Below are 14895 nucleotides of genomic sequence, written 5' to 3' on the forward strand. Positions count from 1 at the left end.
CTTTCTTTTTTTCTTTTTTAATTACATGAACGACTATTTGAAAAAGTAGTCAAAAGAGTAACTGATTGATGATCCCACTCCCCAACCAGCTAGCTCAAATTCGTATTTGAGTAGTACATAGATACTGGACTATAGCATATATACTTTGTGACAGTGTAAACATATACCATTTGCTAATTTTTTTATTTACACTGTAGCTTGGCAGCAATACATATCAGAAAAATAGTTAAATCTAAAACCACTAATTGTTCCCCATGAGCGATGTTATGTTACTTTGGGACATGCCCATACTTTTTGAAAAACTATTCATTGAGCACAAGGTAAAATGCCAGAGAATTGTTTCAGAATCAATTGGGACACCTTTTTTACCACCCTGCAAATGCATTATGATACCAACCGGTTTTGCCAACAAAGAGTATACAAATACGCTTGCTGGAGTGGAACGTAATGGAAAACAGATCGAGAGATTTGTGGAGAAAGGCGGGAATCTGATAGTATTCGGCCCCATGGTAAGTGAGTACGATTACCCCTGGCTGCCATTCAAACTAAAGTATGTGCAAAAACAGGAATCCACAGTCGTCCAAAAAGATGGGCAACATGATGCACATTGTCTTGTGAAAGATCCGGAAATACCCATAGAATTTGACGGATACTTTACAGAGACCGATGGAGATGTGCTATTCAGGGATGAACAAGGCAACCCGCTGATGGTTAGCAAAAAAATAGGTGATGGAATAATCGTTGCAACGACTATTCACGAATATCCATCAGGAGATTTCCTTAAATGGATAGTTGAGACTGGAAAAAGAACAAAGATCTGATCATTTTGTTGTGGGCTGGCGTCTCAAGTCTTCAATGTCAGCCTCAGAGCCAGATGTTTTCAAAACAAAAAGACCAAAGCATGGCTTTATAAATTGGAAAAATATATCATTTCCTTTAATTCCTATGGGAACCACTTCACCAGATAGCGTTACACCACGCAATTTGTATCCGCCTTTGACATAGTATACCTCATCCGAGTTTTCACGGATCAAATTCTCGCATTCTGTAGGTGAACCGCCTTTCAGAAGGATCTCGTAGGGAATATCATTAATGCAGGCCATGTGTTTCTCCGTTTCCTTGAATCAGACTATAACAAGATCAGATACTTTTATGCCGCTTTCCACGATCTTACCAACAACTTTCCCACCTACCAGCTCAGCTGCTTTTTCAGCCTGATCCTGAGGGAGAATAATGACAAAACCCATTCCCATGTTGAATGTTTTGTACATTTCCAGTTCATCCACATTTCCTTCTTCCTGGAGGAACTTGAATATATCGTTTGGCTCTATTGGATCATCGAAATTAAAACCAAGATCTGTTACACGTTTCAATTTCAAAAGCCCACTGCCGGTGATATGTGCAAAGCCATGTACATCAAATTCTTTTATTGCATCAAGAACTTCCATATAGATACGAGTAGGTATCAGAAGTTCATCGCCTATTGTAGTTGACTCATCGTAAGGGAATGCATCATGATATGAATATGAAGATTCTTCAATTATTTTTCTGACAAGGGTATATCCATTGCTGTGTACACCTGAACTGGGAATACCGACAATTGCATCACCCAGTTGAACCTTTTCCCCGGCGATTATATTCTCTTTTTTCACCATTCCAAGGCAAGTACCTGCAAGATCAAATCCTTTTACGATATCCGGCAAAGTTGCAGTCTCACCGCCAACTATTGTCATGCGGGATATTTCTGCACCTTTCCTCAGGCCCTCACCGATCTGGGCAGCAAAGTCCTCATCGTGTTTTTCAAGAGCAAGATAATCCACAAATGAAATTGGTTCTGCACCGATCGCAAGAAGGTCATTGACATTCATAGCTATACAGTCAATACCAACTGTGTTCCAGCGTTTCATTTCATTGGCTATCAATACCTTTGAGCCTACACCATCGGTTGCAAGTGCCAGGGCATATTCCCCGAAATCTATCAGACCAGCGTAATGACCAATGCCTGTCAGGGGTGCACCCAGACCTTCACGCTGATATGTCATTTCCCGGGTAAGTGCTTTGATGGTCGTTTCTTCCTTTTCGATATCTACTCCGGAATCTGCGTATGTGAGGTGCTTGTCACTCATTTGTAATCCCTGCTTATTTGTCCAGTTCAAATTGTTTATGTAAGGTTCGAATAGCATTTATGGCATCCTTTGAGCTAACTACAAAGGAGATATTATGCTGTGAAGAACCCTGACTGATCATGATCATATTGATGCCTGCAACTCCCAGTGAATTGAATACCTTGCCTGCAACTCCGGGAATACCATCCATACCGGCACCCACCACAGCAACAACACAGACATCCCTGTCGTATGCAACATTACCAACAACGTTGTTAATAAATTCGTTCTTGATGGCGGATACTGCGGTTTCAAGGTGGTCTTCATTGACAACAAGGGACATGTTAGCTTCTGACGAGCCCTGACTGATCATAATAATGTTCACACCTGCATTTGCAAGTGTGGAAAATACCCTTGCAGCCGTACCAATGGTACCTACCATACCGGCACCGCATATATTTATCAGGGCTACTTTGTTGATAAGAGTTACAGCCTTTACCACATCTTCTATCTGGTTCTGTTCTGCAACTATTAGTGTTCCTTCAAAATCAGGCTCAAAAGTGTTTTTGACTCGCACAGGTATCTTATGCTTGATGGCAGGCTCTATCGTCCTTGGGTGAAGTACCTTGGCTCCGAAATATGAAAGTTCCATTGCTTCTATGTAAGATATCTGAGGTATGGAACTTGCTTCGGGAACTATCTTTGGGTCAGTTGTCATGATACCATGGACTTCCTTCCACAACCAGATCTCATCAGCCTGAACAGCTGCTCCTATTATAGAAGCAGAAAAATCAGAACCACTGCGACCCAGGGTTGTAATGATACCCTGCCTATCCTGTGCAATGAAACCTGTTACAACAGGAACGATATCTTTTAGCAAAGGAACCAGTGTTTTGTAAACCTGATCATAACTATGTTCCAGAGGCTTTGCATTACCATAATGCGAATCGGTCAGAATCCCTGCCTCTCCACCAGTAAATGCCTGAGAACCAATGCCAAACGACTGGATGGAGCCACTGACAATAGGAGCTGCTAACCGCTCCCCATACGACGAGATATAATCGATCGAGCGTGGAGTCAGTTCACCAAGATAACAGATACCTATCAGTGCTTTCTCAAGTTCATCGATCCTGCTGTCAATTGCATCGACTGCTGCGGATCGAAGGTTATCGCTATCAATTGCTATATTTATTGCATCGTAATGTTTTTCCTTGAGATCTGCCATAAACTCTTTTACATGAGAAACTTTCCCAGTTTCTGAGACTTCATTTGCCACGCTTAACAAACCATCAGTGACGCCGCCCAGTGCAGAAGTCACTGCTACAAGCTCATTGCCATCTCCATGATATTGCTTTAAGAGTTCTGCCACATGGCGGATCTTTTCACCGTTTGCAACGGATGTACCGCCAAATTTCATTACGATTCTCATGATTAAACCACGTTTTCAGTAAATATCAGCTAATTGCCAGTATAAAGAAGACAGACTAATATAAAGATTATGAGTAAACCAATTTTTATAAATCATAAACCAGGCCTAAAAACTATTTTTTACGGGGAGCAAGCAGGAGAAAGAGGACAGCACATAGAAGTAAAATTATCACCGTTGAGTCGGATATACCCGGTATTGTCGAGCCGCTGTCCTTATTTGTGTCCAGCGCGTTGCCAGCAGATTCAACAAATCCTTTTGCAGATGAGGATAATGAATCCACCATGGAAGCCTCGATTGTGATCTTTTCTGACACGAGTGTTTTTTCGACACCATCCGAAATTCCAAGCAGAGAGAACTCGTGAACACCCGTTGACAGTTTACCGCTTGCAGTACTGTAAATTCCGGCATTCACATTGCTTCTTGAATCTATTATCTCCCCATCTGCCAATACTTTAATGCTGGAAAACGATTCAGAAATTATATAGCGGATAATTGCTACGTCCCCTTCAAGCAGCATATCTCCATTTGATGAAACAATAACAAGGGAAGTGCCATTTTCAGCAGTAATTCCATCCATACCATCTGAGTCCAGAGATACATCTTTTTTCAGTGAAACCTGATCCAGAAACACCATTTCCATGTCAGAGCTTATGAAAAAACTATCAAGCTTTGCCAGAAACTGTGTTTCAGGCCTGCCATCTACATCAACAGTGTAATAGAAGTACTCACCCTCCTCAAGCTCTTCCTCCTTTAGCACCTTATTTCCCTTCAGGAGCTTCAATACGACAAACTCATCATCTTCCATATAAGAAACCTCAAGAGCATAACCACCCCCAAGGGAACGAGATGCACCTACTTCCAAAGTCAGGCTGCTGTCAAAGAAAAGGTAAGCATCTTCTTCAATGCTCCCGTCATCAAACTGCTCTATTTTTATCCTGGAAGTCATATCCCGACCGGAGCCATCCACATCCCCGAGTGAGGTAATGCGGATCACAAGGTATTCTTTTTCTTCATCTTCTGAATTTTCCACTGTTTTTATGTACTTCAGAGGAGATTCAACCCGGGCAAAACTATCAGAATCGAGTTTTTTGCCATCATGATAGACCTCAAGCCACAGGTCTCCACTATTGCTGTTAATATCACGTACTTCAAAGAAGTAGCCCTGTTCAAGATACACAGTCTCATCTAGCTTTACTTCCTGCTCGGAATGATGTATCATGGTGCTTATTTCCACAGCACTTGCAGGGAGCAAAAAAAAGGTGAACAGGCAAATACAAAGGATTACAAAATTTATATATCTCATCGAAACCTCAATTAATTTGATTTGAATACGCAACAGTTCAAGTAGATCCAGCTGTTTCGGTAATACAGTGGATCCTTATTCATATTTATTTCGACTTTTTGGTGAAGAAAAATGAAATACATAGTACTTATCGGTGATGGAATGGCCGACGAACCCCTGCAGCAGATCGGCAATAAGACAGTTCTGCAGGCAGCCAGGACACCTAACATGGATTACCTGACAAAGAACGGTCGTGCAGGACTTGCACGGACAGTACCTGAAGGAATGCCACCCGGCAGTGATGTGGCAAACATGTCCATCATCGGATACGACCCGAAAAAGTACTACACCGGCAGGGCGCCTCTTGAGGCAGCCAGCATGGAGATAGAACTTGAAAAGGATGATGTAGCTTTCAGATGCAACCTTATCACCATAAAGGAGGAAAAGATAGCAGACTACAGCTCAGGACACATCACCAGTGAAGAAGCAGAAGAAATCATCAAAACCGTGCAGGAAGAACTGGGAAATGATGAAATCAGCTTCTATCCAGGCATCAGCTACCGCCACCTCATGGTAGCAAGGAAAGGCCTGGGCGCAAATACCAGATGCACACCTCCACATGATGTAATTGATGAGGACAGGAACCTGCACATGCCCCAGGGAGAGGATAGTGAGATACTCAATGAGCTCACCGAAGCTTCCATGAAACTTCTGAAAGACCATCCTGTCAATAAAGGAAGAATGGAGGAAGGGAAGAATCCGGCAAACTCCATCTGGCTTTGGGGACAGGGATTTGCACCTGCATTCACGACATTTGAAGAACTATACGGCCTCAAAGGCGCTATTATCTCTGCAGTTGATCTGGTGAAGGGGATCGGAATGTACGCCGGATTCGATATAATTGAAGTACCCGGAGCTACCGGCTACCTTGATACCAATTATCTCGGAAAGGCCGAATATGCAATGGACGCGTTAAAGGACCATGATATTGTTTTTGTGCATGTTGAAGCACCTGACGAGGCAGGCCATATGGGTAACCTTGAGGCTAAGATACAGGCCATAGAGGACTTTGACGAGAAGGTCGTAGGCACTACCCTCAAGGCAGCGAAGGAGTATGGAGAGGACATCGCCATAATGGTACTTCCAGACCACCCCACACCAATAGCAATGAGGACACACACATCCAATCCCATACCTTTTGCCATCTATTCCACAACTGAAACTGAAACCGATGATTCAGAAACTTTCGATGAGGAAGATGTCAAAAAAGGATCTTTTGACACAGTATACGCCTCAGACCTGATAGGTATCATGAAAAAGATGGAAAATTAGATAAATTGATGCGCTCATTAACCTCGTTTTAATAATTCCATAATGTATAAGTATCCGTAATTAGATACCATAATTGGGTGGGATTTAAGGGAGTAGATATACCACCCAAATTATGAGGAGTGATTAAAATGAGATTTGGATTGACTAGATGGAATCAGCCTGCTGTATCCAAGTGGGGACCCTTTGAGGAAATGAGCAGGATGCAGGAGCGCATGAACCAGTTATTCAGTAGTATGGGCACTGGTTCGGAAATGATGGATATGGACACATTATCACCACTTGTTGACATAAAAGAAGAGGAGGACAAAGTTGTTGTTACAACAGACCTTCCTGGTGTCGATAAGAAGGACATCAATATTGATATCAGGGACGATAAACTGTGGATCAGTGCAAATACCCACAAGGAATCCGAGGAAAAGGAAGAAGGATACTATATGCGGGAGCGCACATACAGCCGCTTTGCACGTGCATTCAATTTACCAACCGCTGTGACAGAGGAAGGTGCGAACGCCAAGCTCGAGGACGGAGTACTAACCATCACAATGCCTAAATCACATATCGAAGAAAAGCACAAGATAATGATAGAATAATTTTAAACTGTTCTTTAAACGCCCATGATAAACACATGGACGTTTACATATTTCATTTACCCTTGTATTTTTGCGGCATCAGTTAAGAAATATCATCATACTTTACTCAGTCGGGGTAACTATCATCATCGCCGCAAATCATGTTATATGGATAGTATTATTTAGTCCTGCTGCCGTTACTCGTCTGAGGAATAAGGCGTGAAAATGGAAATATTCACCGTTGATAACGTACCACTCATAAAAGAGGGAGATGACATTGCAGGTATTATCTGCAAGAACTGCGAAGTTATGGACAATGATGTCATCATCATTGCTTCTACGATAGTTGCAAAGGCAGAGGGAAGGATGTTCAAGCTTGAGGATATTGAAGCCGGAGAGGATGCCGCAAAAATTGGAAAGAAGCATGGCATTGATGAAAGGTTCGTACAGGCAGTCCTTGATAGAAGTAAGGAGATACTTGTCGATTTTCCCATAATCCTTGTTGACACCAAGAACGGACACACCTGTATAAAAGCAGGTATAGACGATTCAAACGTGGAAAATGGATTTCTGGCAGATCTGCCGGAAGACCCGGATGCCAGTGCAAGAGATATTGGAGAGGACATAGGGAAACTGAGCGGAAAGAAGGTCAGTGTGATACTTACAGATACTAATGGAAGAGCCTTTAAGATAGGCCAGACAGGAATTGCCATTGGTGTCCACCGCATCCACCCTATCAAGAACTGGATAGGTGAAAAAGACCTGTTCGGAAAGGTGCTGGAAGTCACAGAAGAAGCCATAGCCGATGAAATTGCAGGGGCAGCAAATCTTCTGATGGGAGAAGGAGACGGGGGATGTCCTGTAGCTATAATAAGAGGACTGGATCTTTACTCGGAAGATGAAACATCGGTCAAGGAGATGTACCGTTCCGGCAGAGAAGACATAATAAAAAAGGGACTTCGCTGTTTAAGCAAAGTCTGAATGCTGGATATTCATTACCTCAACACCTGCATCTGAAAAGAAATCCAGTGAATCAGTATCCGGATATGGCTGTATGTAAACCACTTTTCTGATATTGGAATTAATGATCATTTTAGTGCACAGGATGCAGGGCTGATGTGTACAGTACAGTGTTGCATTATCCGTGCTCACCCCATGAAGAGCAGCCTGTATTATGGCATTTTGTTCGGCGTGGACTGCACGACACTTCTCGTGGCGGGTCCCTGAAGCTATATTGTTCTGCTCCCTGATACAACCAATATCAAGACAATGCTTCAGATTACGAGGTGCACCGTTGTAACCTGTGGACAGTATTCTTTTGTCCCTGGCAATCACTGCACCTACCTTATTTCGCAAACAAGTGGAACGTTTTGCAACAACTGTGGCAATCTCAAGGAAGTATTCATCTATACTTGGTCTGTCAGTCATCTTTTAAGAAAAACAATAAGTAGTATATATAAGTTATAGTGTATTCTTTGACAATAACTATGCCTGCACTTAAAGCAGACATTGAATAGTAATCTGGAGTATAGAATATGGAAGTCGGTTTGACTGAACGTTTAGATTCTTTTGTAAGAAACCATAACGATAAACAACTTGCAGCTATACCGCTCGCATTGTTCCTTGTATCACTGGTGATACTGGGATTCATGTTTGTAAGCAGCGGTGCACCTGTAAAGCTTGGAATGGAGTTTGAAGGCGGAACTATGATATCGGCGGCTACAAGTGAAAGTGCCGCATCCCTTGAAGCGAAGTATTCCGACTACCCTATAATTGATGTCCGTGAAGCTGGCTCAAGAGTTGTAATGCAATTCGGGCCCATGAGCAATGATCAGCAAACTGACCTGGTAAGGGAAGTGACAGGCACATACACAGGTGTCGAGATAAAGCAGATAGGACCGGTATATGGAAAAAGCCTCCAAGCACAGGCAATTAATGCTGTCATCATATCATTCATAGGAATGGCTGCAGTCGTTTTCCTGATATTCAGGAGCTTTGTACCTTCCTTTGCAGTGGTGCTTTCGGCATTTTCCGATATAATGATAGCTGCAGCCTTCATGGCTGTCACAGGCATAGAGCTTTCACTGGGAACCGTAGCAGCCCTATTGATGCTTATCGGCTATTCCGTGGACAGTGACATACTGTTAACAACACGCGTACTGAAAAGACGAGGTACACCACAGGAGAACATATCCAATGCAATGCATACGGGAGTTACCATGACGACCACAACTCTTGCAGCACTTGTGGTAATGTACATTGTTTCAACCTATTCATACCTGATCAGCTCGTCCCTGTCACAGATCCCTCTGCTATCTGACATATCCATTGTCCTGATATTCGGACTTGCAGCTGATCTGCTTAATACATGGATGCTGAACACATCCATACTCAGATGGCATGTAGCAAATGCAGGCAAGAGGCGAAGAGCATGAAAGAAGATGAACAGCAACAGAGCCTTTTCAAGGACCTGAGGGTAATAGTATTTATATTTGCAATGCTGGCGTCGGTGTTCTTCATACAGCCCTGGTATGTTTCAGGAGAAGGATTTACAACTGACCTTAACTACGGACTTGACCTTGAAGGAGGTTCATGGCTTCAGGTGAAACTGCAGGGAGCGCTCACCCAACTTGACGCCGATATTAATATCCTCGCCGAGAAAATTATCGAGAGTGAAATTGGCGACACTATCGACATAACGAATATTGAGGAGACGGACGGGCAGTTCTCAGTCACATTTACAACAAGCTCTTTCATCACAAATGACCAGATGGACCAGCTTGCCATTGGGCAGAGCACCATCATACGCAAAAATAATCTCACAGAAATAGTACTCCACACTTCTAAGTCAGGATTGATAAGCAACTATCTGTCAGGTAGTCTGAAAGCAGAAGTAATACCCATGGCTGTTGCCGGTGGAACAGAATATGAGATACGTACAGACATCACACAGGAAAAGCTTAGCGAACTCATGTCCGAGGTTGGAGGATACATTGTAGAGGATAGCGAAGGCAATCCAATTTACAAACAAAGTGTCAGAACCGAAACCCGTGATATGACAAAAGAGATACTCAGTGACAAACTGAATGGTCTCGGACTTAAAGATATACCTGTAAAGACAGTGGGCGAGGATTACATACTTATCGATTTTGCAGGAATTGACCTTGCAACTGCAAAGGATATTGCTGAAAAGCCCGGTAAATTTGAGATCCGCATCGTTACATCAGGCAATGAATCAAGACATGCACTCTATGGAGATGAGATAGAGAGTGTAGGCATAGCCGGTTATAACGAAGATGGAGGACAGTGGTACACCCCATTCACACTTACGGATTCCGGAGCACTTGCACTTCAGCAGGTTGCCATGGAGACCGGTGCAACAAGAGATCCAATGTCACACAATCTCATAATGTATCTCGATGAGAACGAGGTTTATAGCGCACCACTCAGTCCAGATGCAGCCCTGAGGCTTGAGAGTTTCCCAATTTACTCATGGCAGGCATCCACAGGTCCGGATGAAGCCAGCAAGACAAAAGCAGAGCAACTCCACATACACCTAAGAGCAGGAGCCTTGCCCGTAAACGTTGAGCTCATAGGATCAGGACACGTTGACGCAACCCTTGGAAAACAGTTCAAGAGCCAATCCGTGATAGCCGGATTCCTTGCGCTGTTCGCTGTTGCTCTCGTTGTTTACAGGAGATACAGCAAACCGCAGATACTCATACCAATGGTGGGAACATCCATCAGTGAAGTGATAATGATCTTAGGTTTTGCAGGAGCAGTAGGATGGCAACTGGACCTGCCAAGTATAGCAGGAATAATAGCAGTCATCGGAACTGGAATTGACCACCTTGTTATCATTACTGATGAAGTATTGTACGAGGGTAAGTTGCCTCCGAGAAAAGTATATCTTTCCAGGATCACAAAGGCATTCAGTATAATATTCGCTGCTGCAGCAACAACCATCATTGCAATGTCCCCACTTGTGATAATGGGATTCGGTGCGCTCAAAGGATTTGCCATTACAACCATTGTAGGTGTTCTTATAGGCGTACTTATTGCAAGACCTGTATATGGAAAGGTTATCCACGAATTGCTCGAAGCTAGCGGAAATAAGAATTCGGAGTAAAGACATTAGGATGTGGCAAGAGTGAAAGATATATGGACTGTAAAATACCGGCCTGATAACCTCGATGATATCATCGGGAATGAGGATTCGATCGATATGATCAAAAAGCTCATACAGTCCAATAACCTGCCACATCTTGTGCTCCATGGACCTGAGAACACAGGTAAAGCCTCTTCTTCATTTGCCATGGCCCACGAGATCTATGGGGAAGACTACCAGCGTAATTTCACTTATTTCAACGCGTCTGATTTTTTCGAACAGGGTAAACGTTACCTGGTAAGGGAAAAGAGGTTCCTCAGGATACTGGGTACAGATGATCCAAAGAAGATCAAAAAAAGTGTGATAGCGATCTTCAAGGAAGTAATTAATGAATATGCAAGCATGGGACCTATTGATTCGGACTTTAAGATCATTTTCATAGATAATGCCGAGACCCTTAATTCCGATTCCCAGCATGCCCTTAGGAGAATAATGGAAAAGTACACCGCAAATTGCAGGTTCATCCTTTCCACCACACAACCATCTAAACTCATTGCACCACTTCGTTCAAGGGGATTGCAATTGTTCTTCACCCACGTATCCGCAGACAAGCTTGCCAGATTCATAAGGAAAGTTGCTGATGCCGAAAACGTACAGATCACTGATGATGGTATCGATGCATTGACTTACCACTCGAAGGGAAATGTTTCAAGAGCCCTCCATACATTGCAGCTTGCCTCGTTGAGATCCAAAGACGAAACCATCGGGCCTCAGGAGATATATGATTCTGCGTTGAAAGAAACATCCGAGAACGTAATACATCTCTTTGAGATGACACTTTCAAAGGACATACTTGAAGCAAGAAAGTTCATAGACAAACTCATACTTGAGGAGGGGCTTTCCGGGAAGGAAATCCTCTTGCAGCTGCACAAAATGGCAGCTTCTTCGAATGAAAGTGATGAGACCATTGCCAGATGGACGATCAAGATAGCAAATGCTGATTATTACATGACAGAAGCTGCTAATGACAGAATACAGATAGAAGCACTTGTTGCAGACTTCTGCCTGTAAATCCCGAGCGAGACTCACATTGAACACCATACATCATATTTTAAATGACAACTAAAGAAGATCCTGATTTTAAAAGAGCATGCAGGGAGATCCTGGAGATGGTGCTCAACGGAGAGATAACTGATGAAGCTCAGTTAAGCTCCATAAAAAAGAAGGTATCAAAACATTACAAGCTTCCAAGCATGCCCCGGAATGCTGATATAATGATTACAGGGACAGACGAGGAACAGAAAAAGGCAAGAGAGACATTACGCCGTAAGCCCGTACGCACAATATCGGGAGTGGCTGTTATAGCAGCCATGACATCTCCTGCACCTTGCCCCCATGGCATTTGCCTGCCGTGCCCCGGAGGGCCGGATTCCGAGTTTTGTTCACCCCAGAGTTATATGGGACGTGAACCTTCCACGATGCGAGCTATCCAGAATGAATATGACCCTTACAGGATAGTCTCAACAAGACTGAAGCAACTCAAGATGAATGGACATGATGTCAGCAAAGCTGAATTGATAGTCATGGGAGGGACTTTTTCAGCCCGTTCCATAGATTACCAGGAATGGTACACAAAGCGCTGCCTGGAGGCAATGAATGACTTTTACGGAACTCAGTGGCGTGATGAAGCAGAGCCAATTGGGAAGGAACTGCCCTACTTTACACTGGAAGACGTGCAGCAGGCAAACGAGACCGGGAAAGTACGCAATACAGGCATAACATTTGAAACAAGGCCTGACTGGACAGGGAAGGAACATGTGGACAGGATGCTTGATCTCGGTGCCACAAAGGTTGAGATCGGAGTACAGAGCACTTATGATTTCGTACTGTCACGTATGAAGAGAGGACATACCGTTGCAGATAGTGTTGAAGCTAATCGCATGCTAAGGGACAGTGCCCTTAAAGTTGGATTCCATATGATGCCGGGACTTCCCGGAATGGACAGGGAAAGGGATCTGCGAAATTTCAAAAGGCTCTTCGAAGACCCCAGGTTCAAACCGGACTATCTGAAGATCTACCCTACACTGGTTACCGAAGGTACGGAACTGCATAAGATGTGGGAACGTGGAGAATACGATGCACTCAACGATACCGATGCAGTGGACCTTCTGGCAGAAGTAAAATCATGCATACCGAAATGGGTGCGACTTCAAAGGATACAGAGAGATATACCTGCACAGCAGATACTGGCAGGAGTCAGAAAAAGCAATGTCAGACAGCTTGCCCATGAAAAACTGATACATGATGGCGGAAAGTGTCGTTGTATAAGATGCCGCGAGGTGGGACACAATGTGCTTAAGGGCAAGGAACCAAATGTTGAAAATGTGGAACTCACAGTAGAGAAATACGACTGCTGCGAGGGTGAAGAGTATTTTATTGCATTCGAGGATACCTTACAGGACATATTGATAGGTTTCCTCAGGCTCAGGTTCCCTGATAAACCCCATCGTCCGGAACTGCAAAATACAGCTCTTGTGAGAGAATTACATGTTTATGGATCGGCGGTGGCAGTGGGCGATGAGGCAAAGAGTAATGATTGGCAGCACAGAGGATATGGATCGGAACTGGTAGCCTGTGCAGAAAGAATATCTTATGACTCGGGTTACTCAAAAATAGCAATCATAAGTGGAATTGGTGTGAGAGAATATTACCGCAAGATCGGATATAACCGTGAAGGAGCGTTTATGTGTAAACAGCTCAATGGCCAATAAACCATCAGTCCACAGATCACACGAAAAAGATAATATATTAGCACACCTTTGCTTAGCAAAGATGATGAGCATAGGTGCATGCACATTATTAAACGGGGATAAAATGTCAGAAGAAAATGATATCTTAGTACAGATACTTCAAAATCTGAAAGAGATAAATTCAAAACTTGACCGAATAACTGTCCAAACCGAACCAGTTGCACCAAAGAGCGGACAATTTGATTTTGCAGATTCCATGGACGTCATGACCCTGCTATCATTACCAGACCATTTGCGCACCACGGCAACAACTCTCTTTGAAATTGGGCCTGCTACAGCAGAAGAGATATCAGTAGTCACAAAGAAGGAAAGAGCAGTTGAAAGCAATTACCTCAACCAGTTAGTCAGAATGGATCATGTTGAGAAATTCCGCAACGGAAGGAAGGTTTACTTCCAGATAAAAGAAAAAATGTGAATATATATTATATATATATGGATGTATATGTAAATATATACTTGCACAAAAATGCAATGATATATAAAAAGGTGTAGAAATGACACTCAGCTTAACAATACACTCGTCAAAAGGTGGAAGTGGGAAAACAAGTATTGCTATAAACTTAGCTGCAGCCTACGCTTCTGAAGGAAAAAATGTTTGTTTGATAGATAGCGACATTCGCGGACCGTCTTTGTATACATATTTTGAAACAAAAACATCACGCTGGATCAATGATTTCATCTCAAAGAAATACGGAATAATGGATGTTGTTGAAGATATCAGCAACAAATTTCAGACAAGTGGTAAATTCTACGTAGCTCATGCAAATCCAGACATAGATGAAATAAGAGATTTTGCATGTAAAGACAGAAACTGGCAATCCAATGCACTCAAGACCCTTATTAGTGGAAAGAAGGAGCTATTCAAAAACGGGATCGATGTAATCATATTCGACACCAGTCCAGGAGTTGAGTATGAATCCATCAATGCCGTTGCCGCATCAGACGTAGTGTTGATAGTACACAATTCCACAAATGTCAGTCTGAATGCCATGGAACAACTTGTAGATGGAGTTTACCGGCCCCTTAATAAAAATACAGTCATTGTCAACAACATGTGTCATGATAGCATCATGAACGGCCCCATTGAGAATGAAAAGTTCGGAGTCCCAATACTGGAAAATATCCCCTGCATGTGCGATATTGCAACAAGAAGCAACAGTGAAGTTCTGGTCATCACTGATCCTGAGCACACATTTTCCAGATCAATTATGAACATAAAGAACAAACTGGAAAGATTCCAGTAACTTTTTTAAAGGCTTC

The 14895-nt window shown here is 43.1% G+C and carries 15 protein-coding genes; 10 read left to right on the forward strand and 5 right to left on the reverse strand.

From position 1 onward, the window contains the following. Positions 1-254 precede the first annotated feature (254 nt). A complete protein-coding gene (locus V7O66_RS08840) occupies positions 255-821 on the forward strand; it encodes a hypothetical protein (protein WP_406659941.1) in 567 nt (188 codons plus the stop codon). Here the strand turns inward: V7O66_RS08840 and V7O66_RS08845 are convergent, their stop codons facing one another. The 4 genes from V7O66_RS08845 to V7O66_RS08860 all read right to left on the reverse strand — a co-directional run bounded on the left by V7O66_RS08845 (position 822) and on the right by V7O66_RS08860 (position 4837). Continuing rightward, positions 822-1103, reverse strand: a complete 282-nt coding sequence (locus V7O66_RS08845; protein WP_406659942.1) for a DUF1894 domain-containing protein — start codon at positions 1101-1103, stop codon at positions 822-824. Between the two features lie 21 nt (positions 1104-1124). Beyond that, positions 1125-2126, reverse strand: coding sequence for a phosphoribosylformylglycinamidine cyclo-ligase (gene purM / locus V7O66_RS08850; protein WP_406659943.1), 1002 nt, complete (start codon positions 2124-2126; stop codon positions 1125-1127). A gap of 13 nt (positions 2127-2139) precedes the next feature. Beyond that, a complete protein-coding gene (locus V7O66_RS08855; protein WP_406659944.1) occupies positions 2140-3534 on the reverse strand; it encodes an aspartate kinase in 1395 nt (464 codons plus the stop codon). Positions 3535-3646: 112 nt separating this feature from the next. Continuing rightward, positions 3647-4837: a hypothetical protein gene (locus V7O66_RS08860; protein WP_406659945.1), complete on the reverse strand. Its 1191-nt coding sequence runs from the start codon at positions 4835-4837 to the stop codon at positions 3647-3649. A 111-nt stretch (positions 4838-4948) separates the two neighbouring features. Here V7O66_RS08860 and V7O66_RS08865 point away from each other — a divergent pair, with 111 nt between their 5' ends. The 3 genes from V7O66_RS08865 (at position 4949) to V7O66_RS08875 (ending at position 7698) form a co-directional block, all read left to right on the forward strand. After that, a complete protein-coding gene (locus tag V7O66_RS08865; RefSeq protein ID WP_406659947.1) occupies positions 4949-6148 on the forward strand; it encodes a cofactor-independent phosphoglycerate mutase in 1200 nt (399 codons plus the stop codon). Between the two features lie 128 nt (positions 6149-6276). Next, a complete protein-coding gene (locus tag V7O66_RS08870) occupies positions 6277-6738 on the forward strand; it encodes an Hsp20/alpha crystallin family protein (protein WP_406659948.1) in 462 nt (153 codons plus the stop codon). Between the two features lie 198 nt (positions 6739-6936). Continuing rightward, on the forward strand, positions 6937-7698 hold the full coding sequence (locus V7O66_RS08875; RefSeq protein WP_406659949.1) for a coenzyme F420-0:L-glutamate ligase: 762 nt from the start codon (positions 6937-6939) through the stop codon (positions 7696-7698). On the opposite strand, the gene V7O66_RS08880 is transcribed toward V7O66_RS08875, so the two are convergent. Next, complete coding sequence (locus tag V7O66_RS08880; RefSeq protein WP_406659950.1) at positions 7684-8145, reverse strand: deoxycytidylate deaminase; 462 nt, start codon at positions 8143-8145, stop codon at positions 7684-7686. The genes V7O66_RS08875 and V7O66_RS08880 overlap by 15 nt on opposite strands. Positions 8146-8252: 107 nt before the next feature. On the opposite strand from V7O66_RS08880, the gene V7O66_RS08885 reads away from it, so the two are divergent. The 6 genes from V7O66_RS08885 (at position 8253) to V7O66_RS08910 (ending at position 14879) form a co-directional block, all read left to right on the forward strand. Continuing rightward, positions 8253-9152: a protein translocase subunit SecF gene (locus V7O66_RS08885; RefSeq protein ID WP_406659951.1), complete on the forward strand. Its 900-nt coding sequence runs from the start codon at positions 8253-8255 to the stop codon at positions 9150-9152. Next, a complete protein-coding gene (locus V7O66_RS08890) occupies positions 9149-10846 on the forward strand; it encodes a preprotein translocase subunit SecD (RefSeq protein WP_406659952.1) in 1698 nt (565 codons plus the stop codon). The genes V7O66_RS08885 and V7O66_RS08890 overlap by 4 nt, the downstream gene beginning before the upstream one ends. A 21-nt stretch (positions 10847-10867) precedes the next feature. Then, complete coding sequence (locus V7O66_RS08895; protein ID WP_406659953.1) at positions 10868-11896, forward strand: AAA family ATPase; 1029 nt, start codon at positions 10868-10870, stop codon at positions 11894-11896. Between the two features lie 44 nt (positions 11897-11940). Next, positions 11941-13596 carry a tRNA uridine(34) 5-carboxymethylaminomethyl modification radical SAM/GNAT enzyme Elp3 gene (locus V7O66_RS08900; RefSeq protein ID WP_406659955.1) on the forward strand — a complete coding sequence of 552 codons (1656 nt, stop codon included), beginning with the start codon at positions 11941-11943 and terminating at the stop codon, positions 13594-13596. Positions 13597-13699: 103 nt separating this feature from the next. After that, positions 13700-14050 carry a transcriptional regulator gene (locus V7O66_RS08905; protein WP_406659956.1) on the forward strand — a complete coding sequence of 117 codons (351 nt, stop codon included), beginning with the start codon at positions 13700-13702 and terminating at the stop codon, positions 14048-14050. A gap of 79 nt (positions 14051-14129) precedes the next feature. Continuing rightward, a complete protein-coding gene (locus tag V7O66_RS08910) occupies positions 14130-14879 on the forward strand; it encodes a ParA family protein (protein WP_406659957.1) in 750 nt (249 codons plus the stop codon). Positions 14880-14895: the final 16 nt, after the last annotated feature.

It is taken from the genome of Methanolobus sp. ZRKC3 (assembly GCF_045291275.1).
Classification (GTDB): domain Archaea; phylum Halobacteriota; class Methanosarcinia; order Methanosarcinales; family Methanosarcinaceae; genus Methanolobus.

Bases quoted from the DNA above. Each gene is read 5' to 3' on its own strand.
- V7O66_RS08840 (WP_406659941.1), top strand. From the start codon at position 255: ATGAGCGATGTTATGTTACTTTGGGACATGCCCATACTTTTTGAAAAA.
- V7O66_RS08845 (WP_406659942.1), bottom strand. From the start codon at position 1,103: ATGGCCTGCATTAATGATATTCCCTACGAGATCCTTCTGAAAGGCGGT.
- purM (WP_406659943.1), bottom strand. From the start codon at position 2,126: ATGAGTGACAAGCACCTCACATACGCAGATTCCGGAGTAGATATCGAA.
- V7O66_RS08855 (WP_406659944.1), bottom strand. From the start codon at position 3,534: ATGAGAATCGTAATGAAATTTGGCGGTACATCCGTTGCAAACGGTGAA.
- V7O66_RS08860 (WP_406659945.1), bottom strand. From the start codon at position 4,837: ATGAGATATATAAATTTTGTAATCCTTTGTATTTGCCTGTTCACCTTT.
- V7O66_RS08865 (WP_406659947.1), top strand. From the start codon at position 4,949: ATGAAATACATAGTACTTATCGGTGATGGAATGGCCGACGAACCCCTG.
- V7O66_RS08870 (WP_406659948.1), top strand. From the start codon at position 6,277: ATGAGATTTGGATTGACTAGATGGAATCAGCCTGCTGTATCCAAGTGG.
- V7O66_RS08880 (WP_406659950.1), bottom strand. From the start codon at position 8,145: ATGACTGACAGACCAAGTATAGATGAATACTTCCTTGAGATTGCCACA.
- V7O66_RS08885 (WP_406659951.1), top strand. From the start codon at position 8,253: ATGGAAGTCGGTTTGACTGAACGTTTAGATTCTTTTGTAAGAAACCAT.
- V7O66_RS08890 (WP_406659952.1), top strand. From the start codon at position 9,149: ATGAAAGAAGATGAACAGCAACAGAGCCTTTTCAAGGACCTGAGGGTA.
- V7O66_RS08900 (WP_406659955.1), top strand. From the start codon at position 11,941: ATGACAACTAAAGAAGATCCTGATTTTAAAAGAGCATGCAGGGAGATC.
- V7O66_RS08905 (WP_406659956.1), top strand. From the start codon at position 13,700: ATGTCAGAAGAAAATGATATCTTAGTACAGATACTTCAAAATCTGAAA.
- V7O66_RS08910 (WP_406659957.1), top strand. From the start codon at position 14,130: ATGACACTCAGCTTAACAATACACTCGTCAAAAGGTGGAAGTGGGAAA.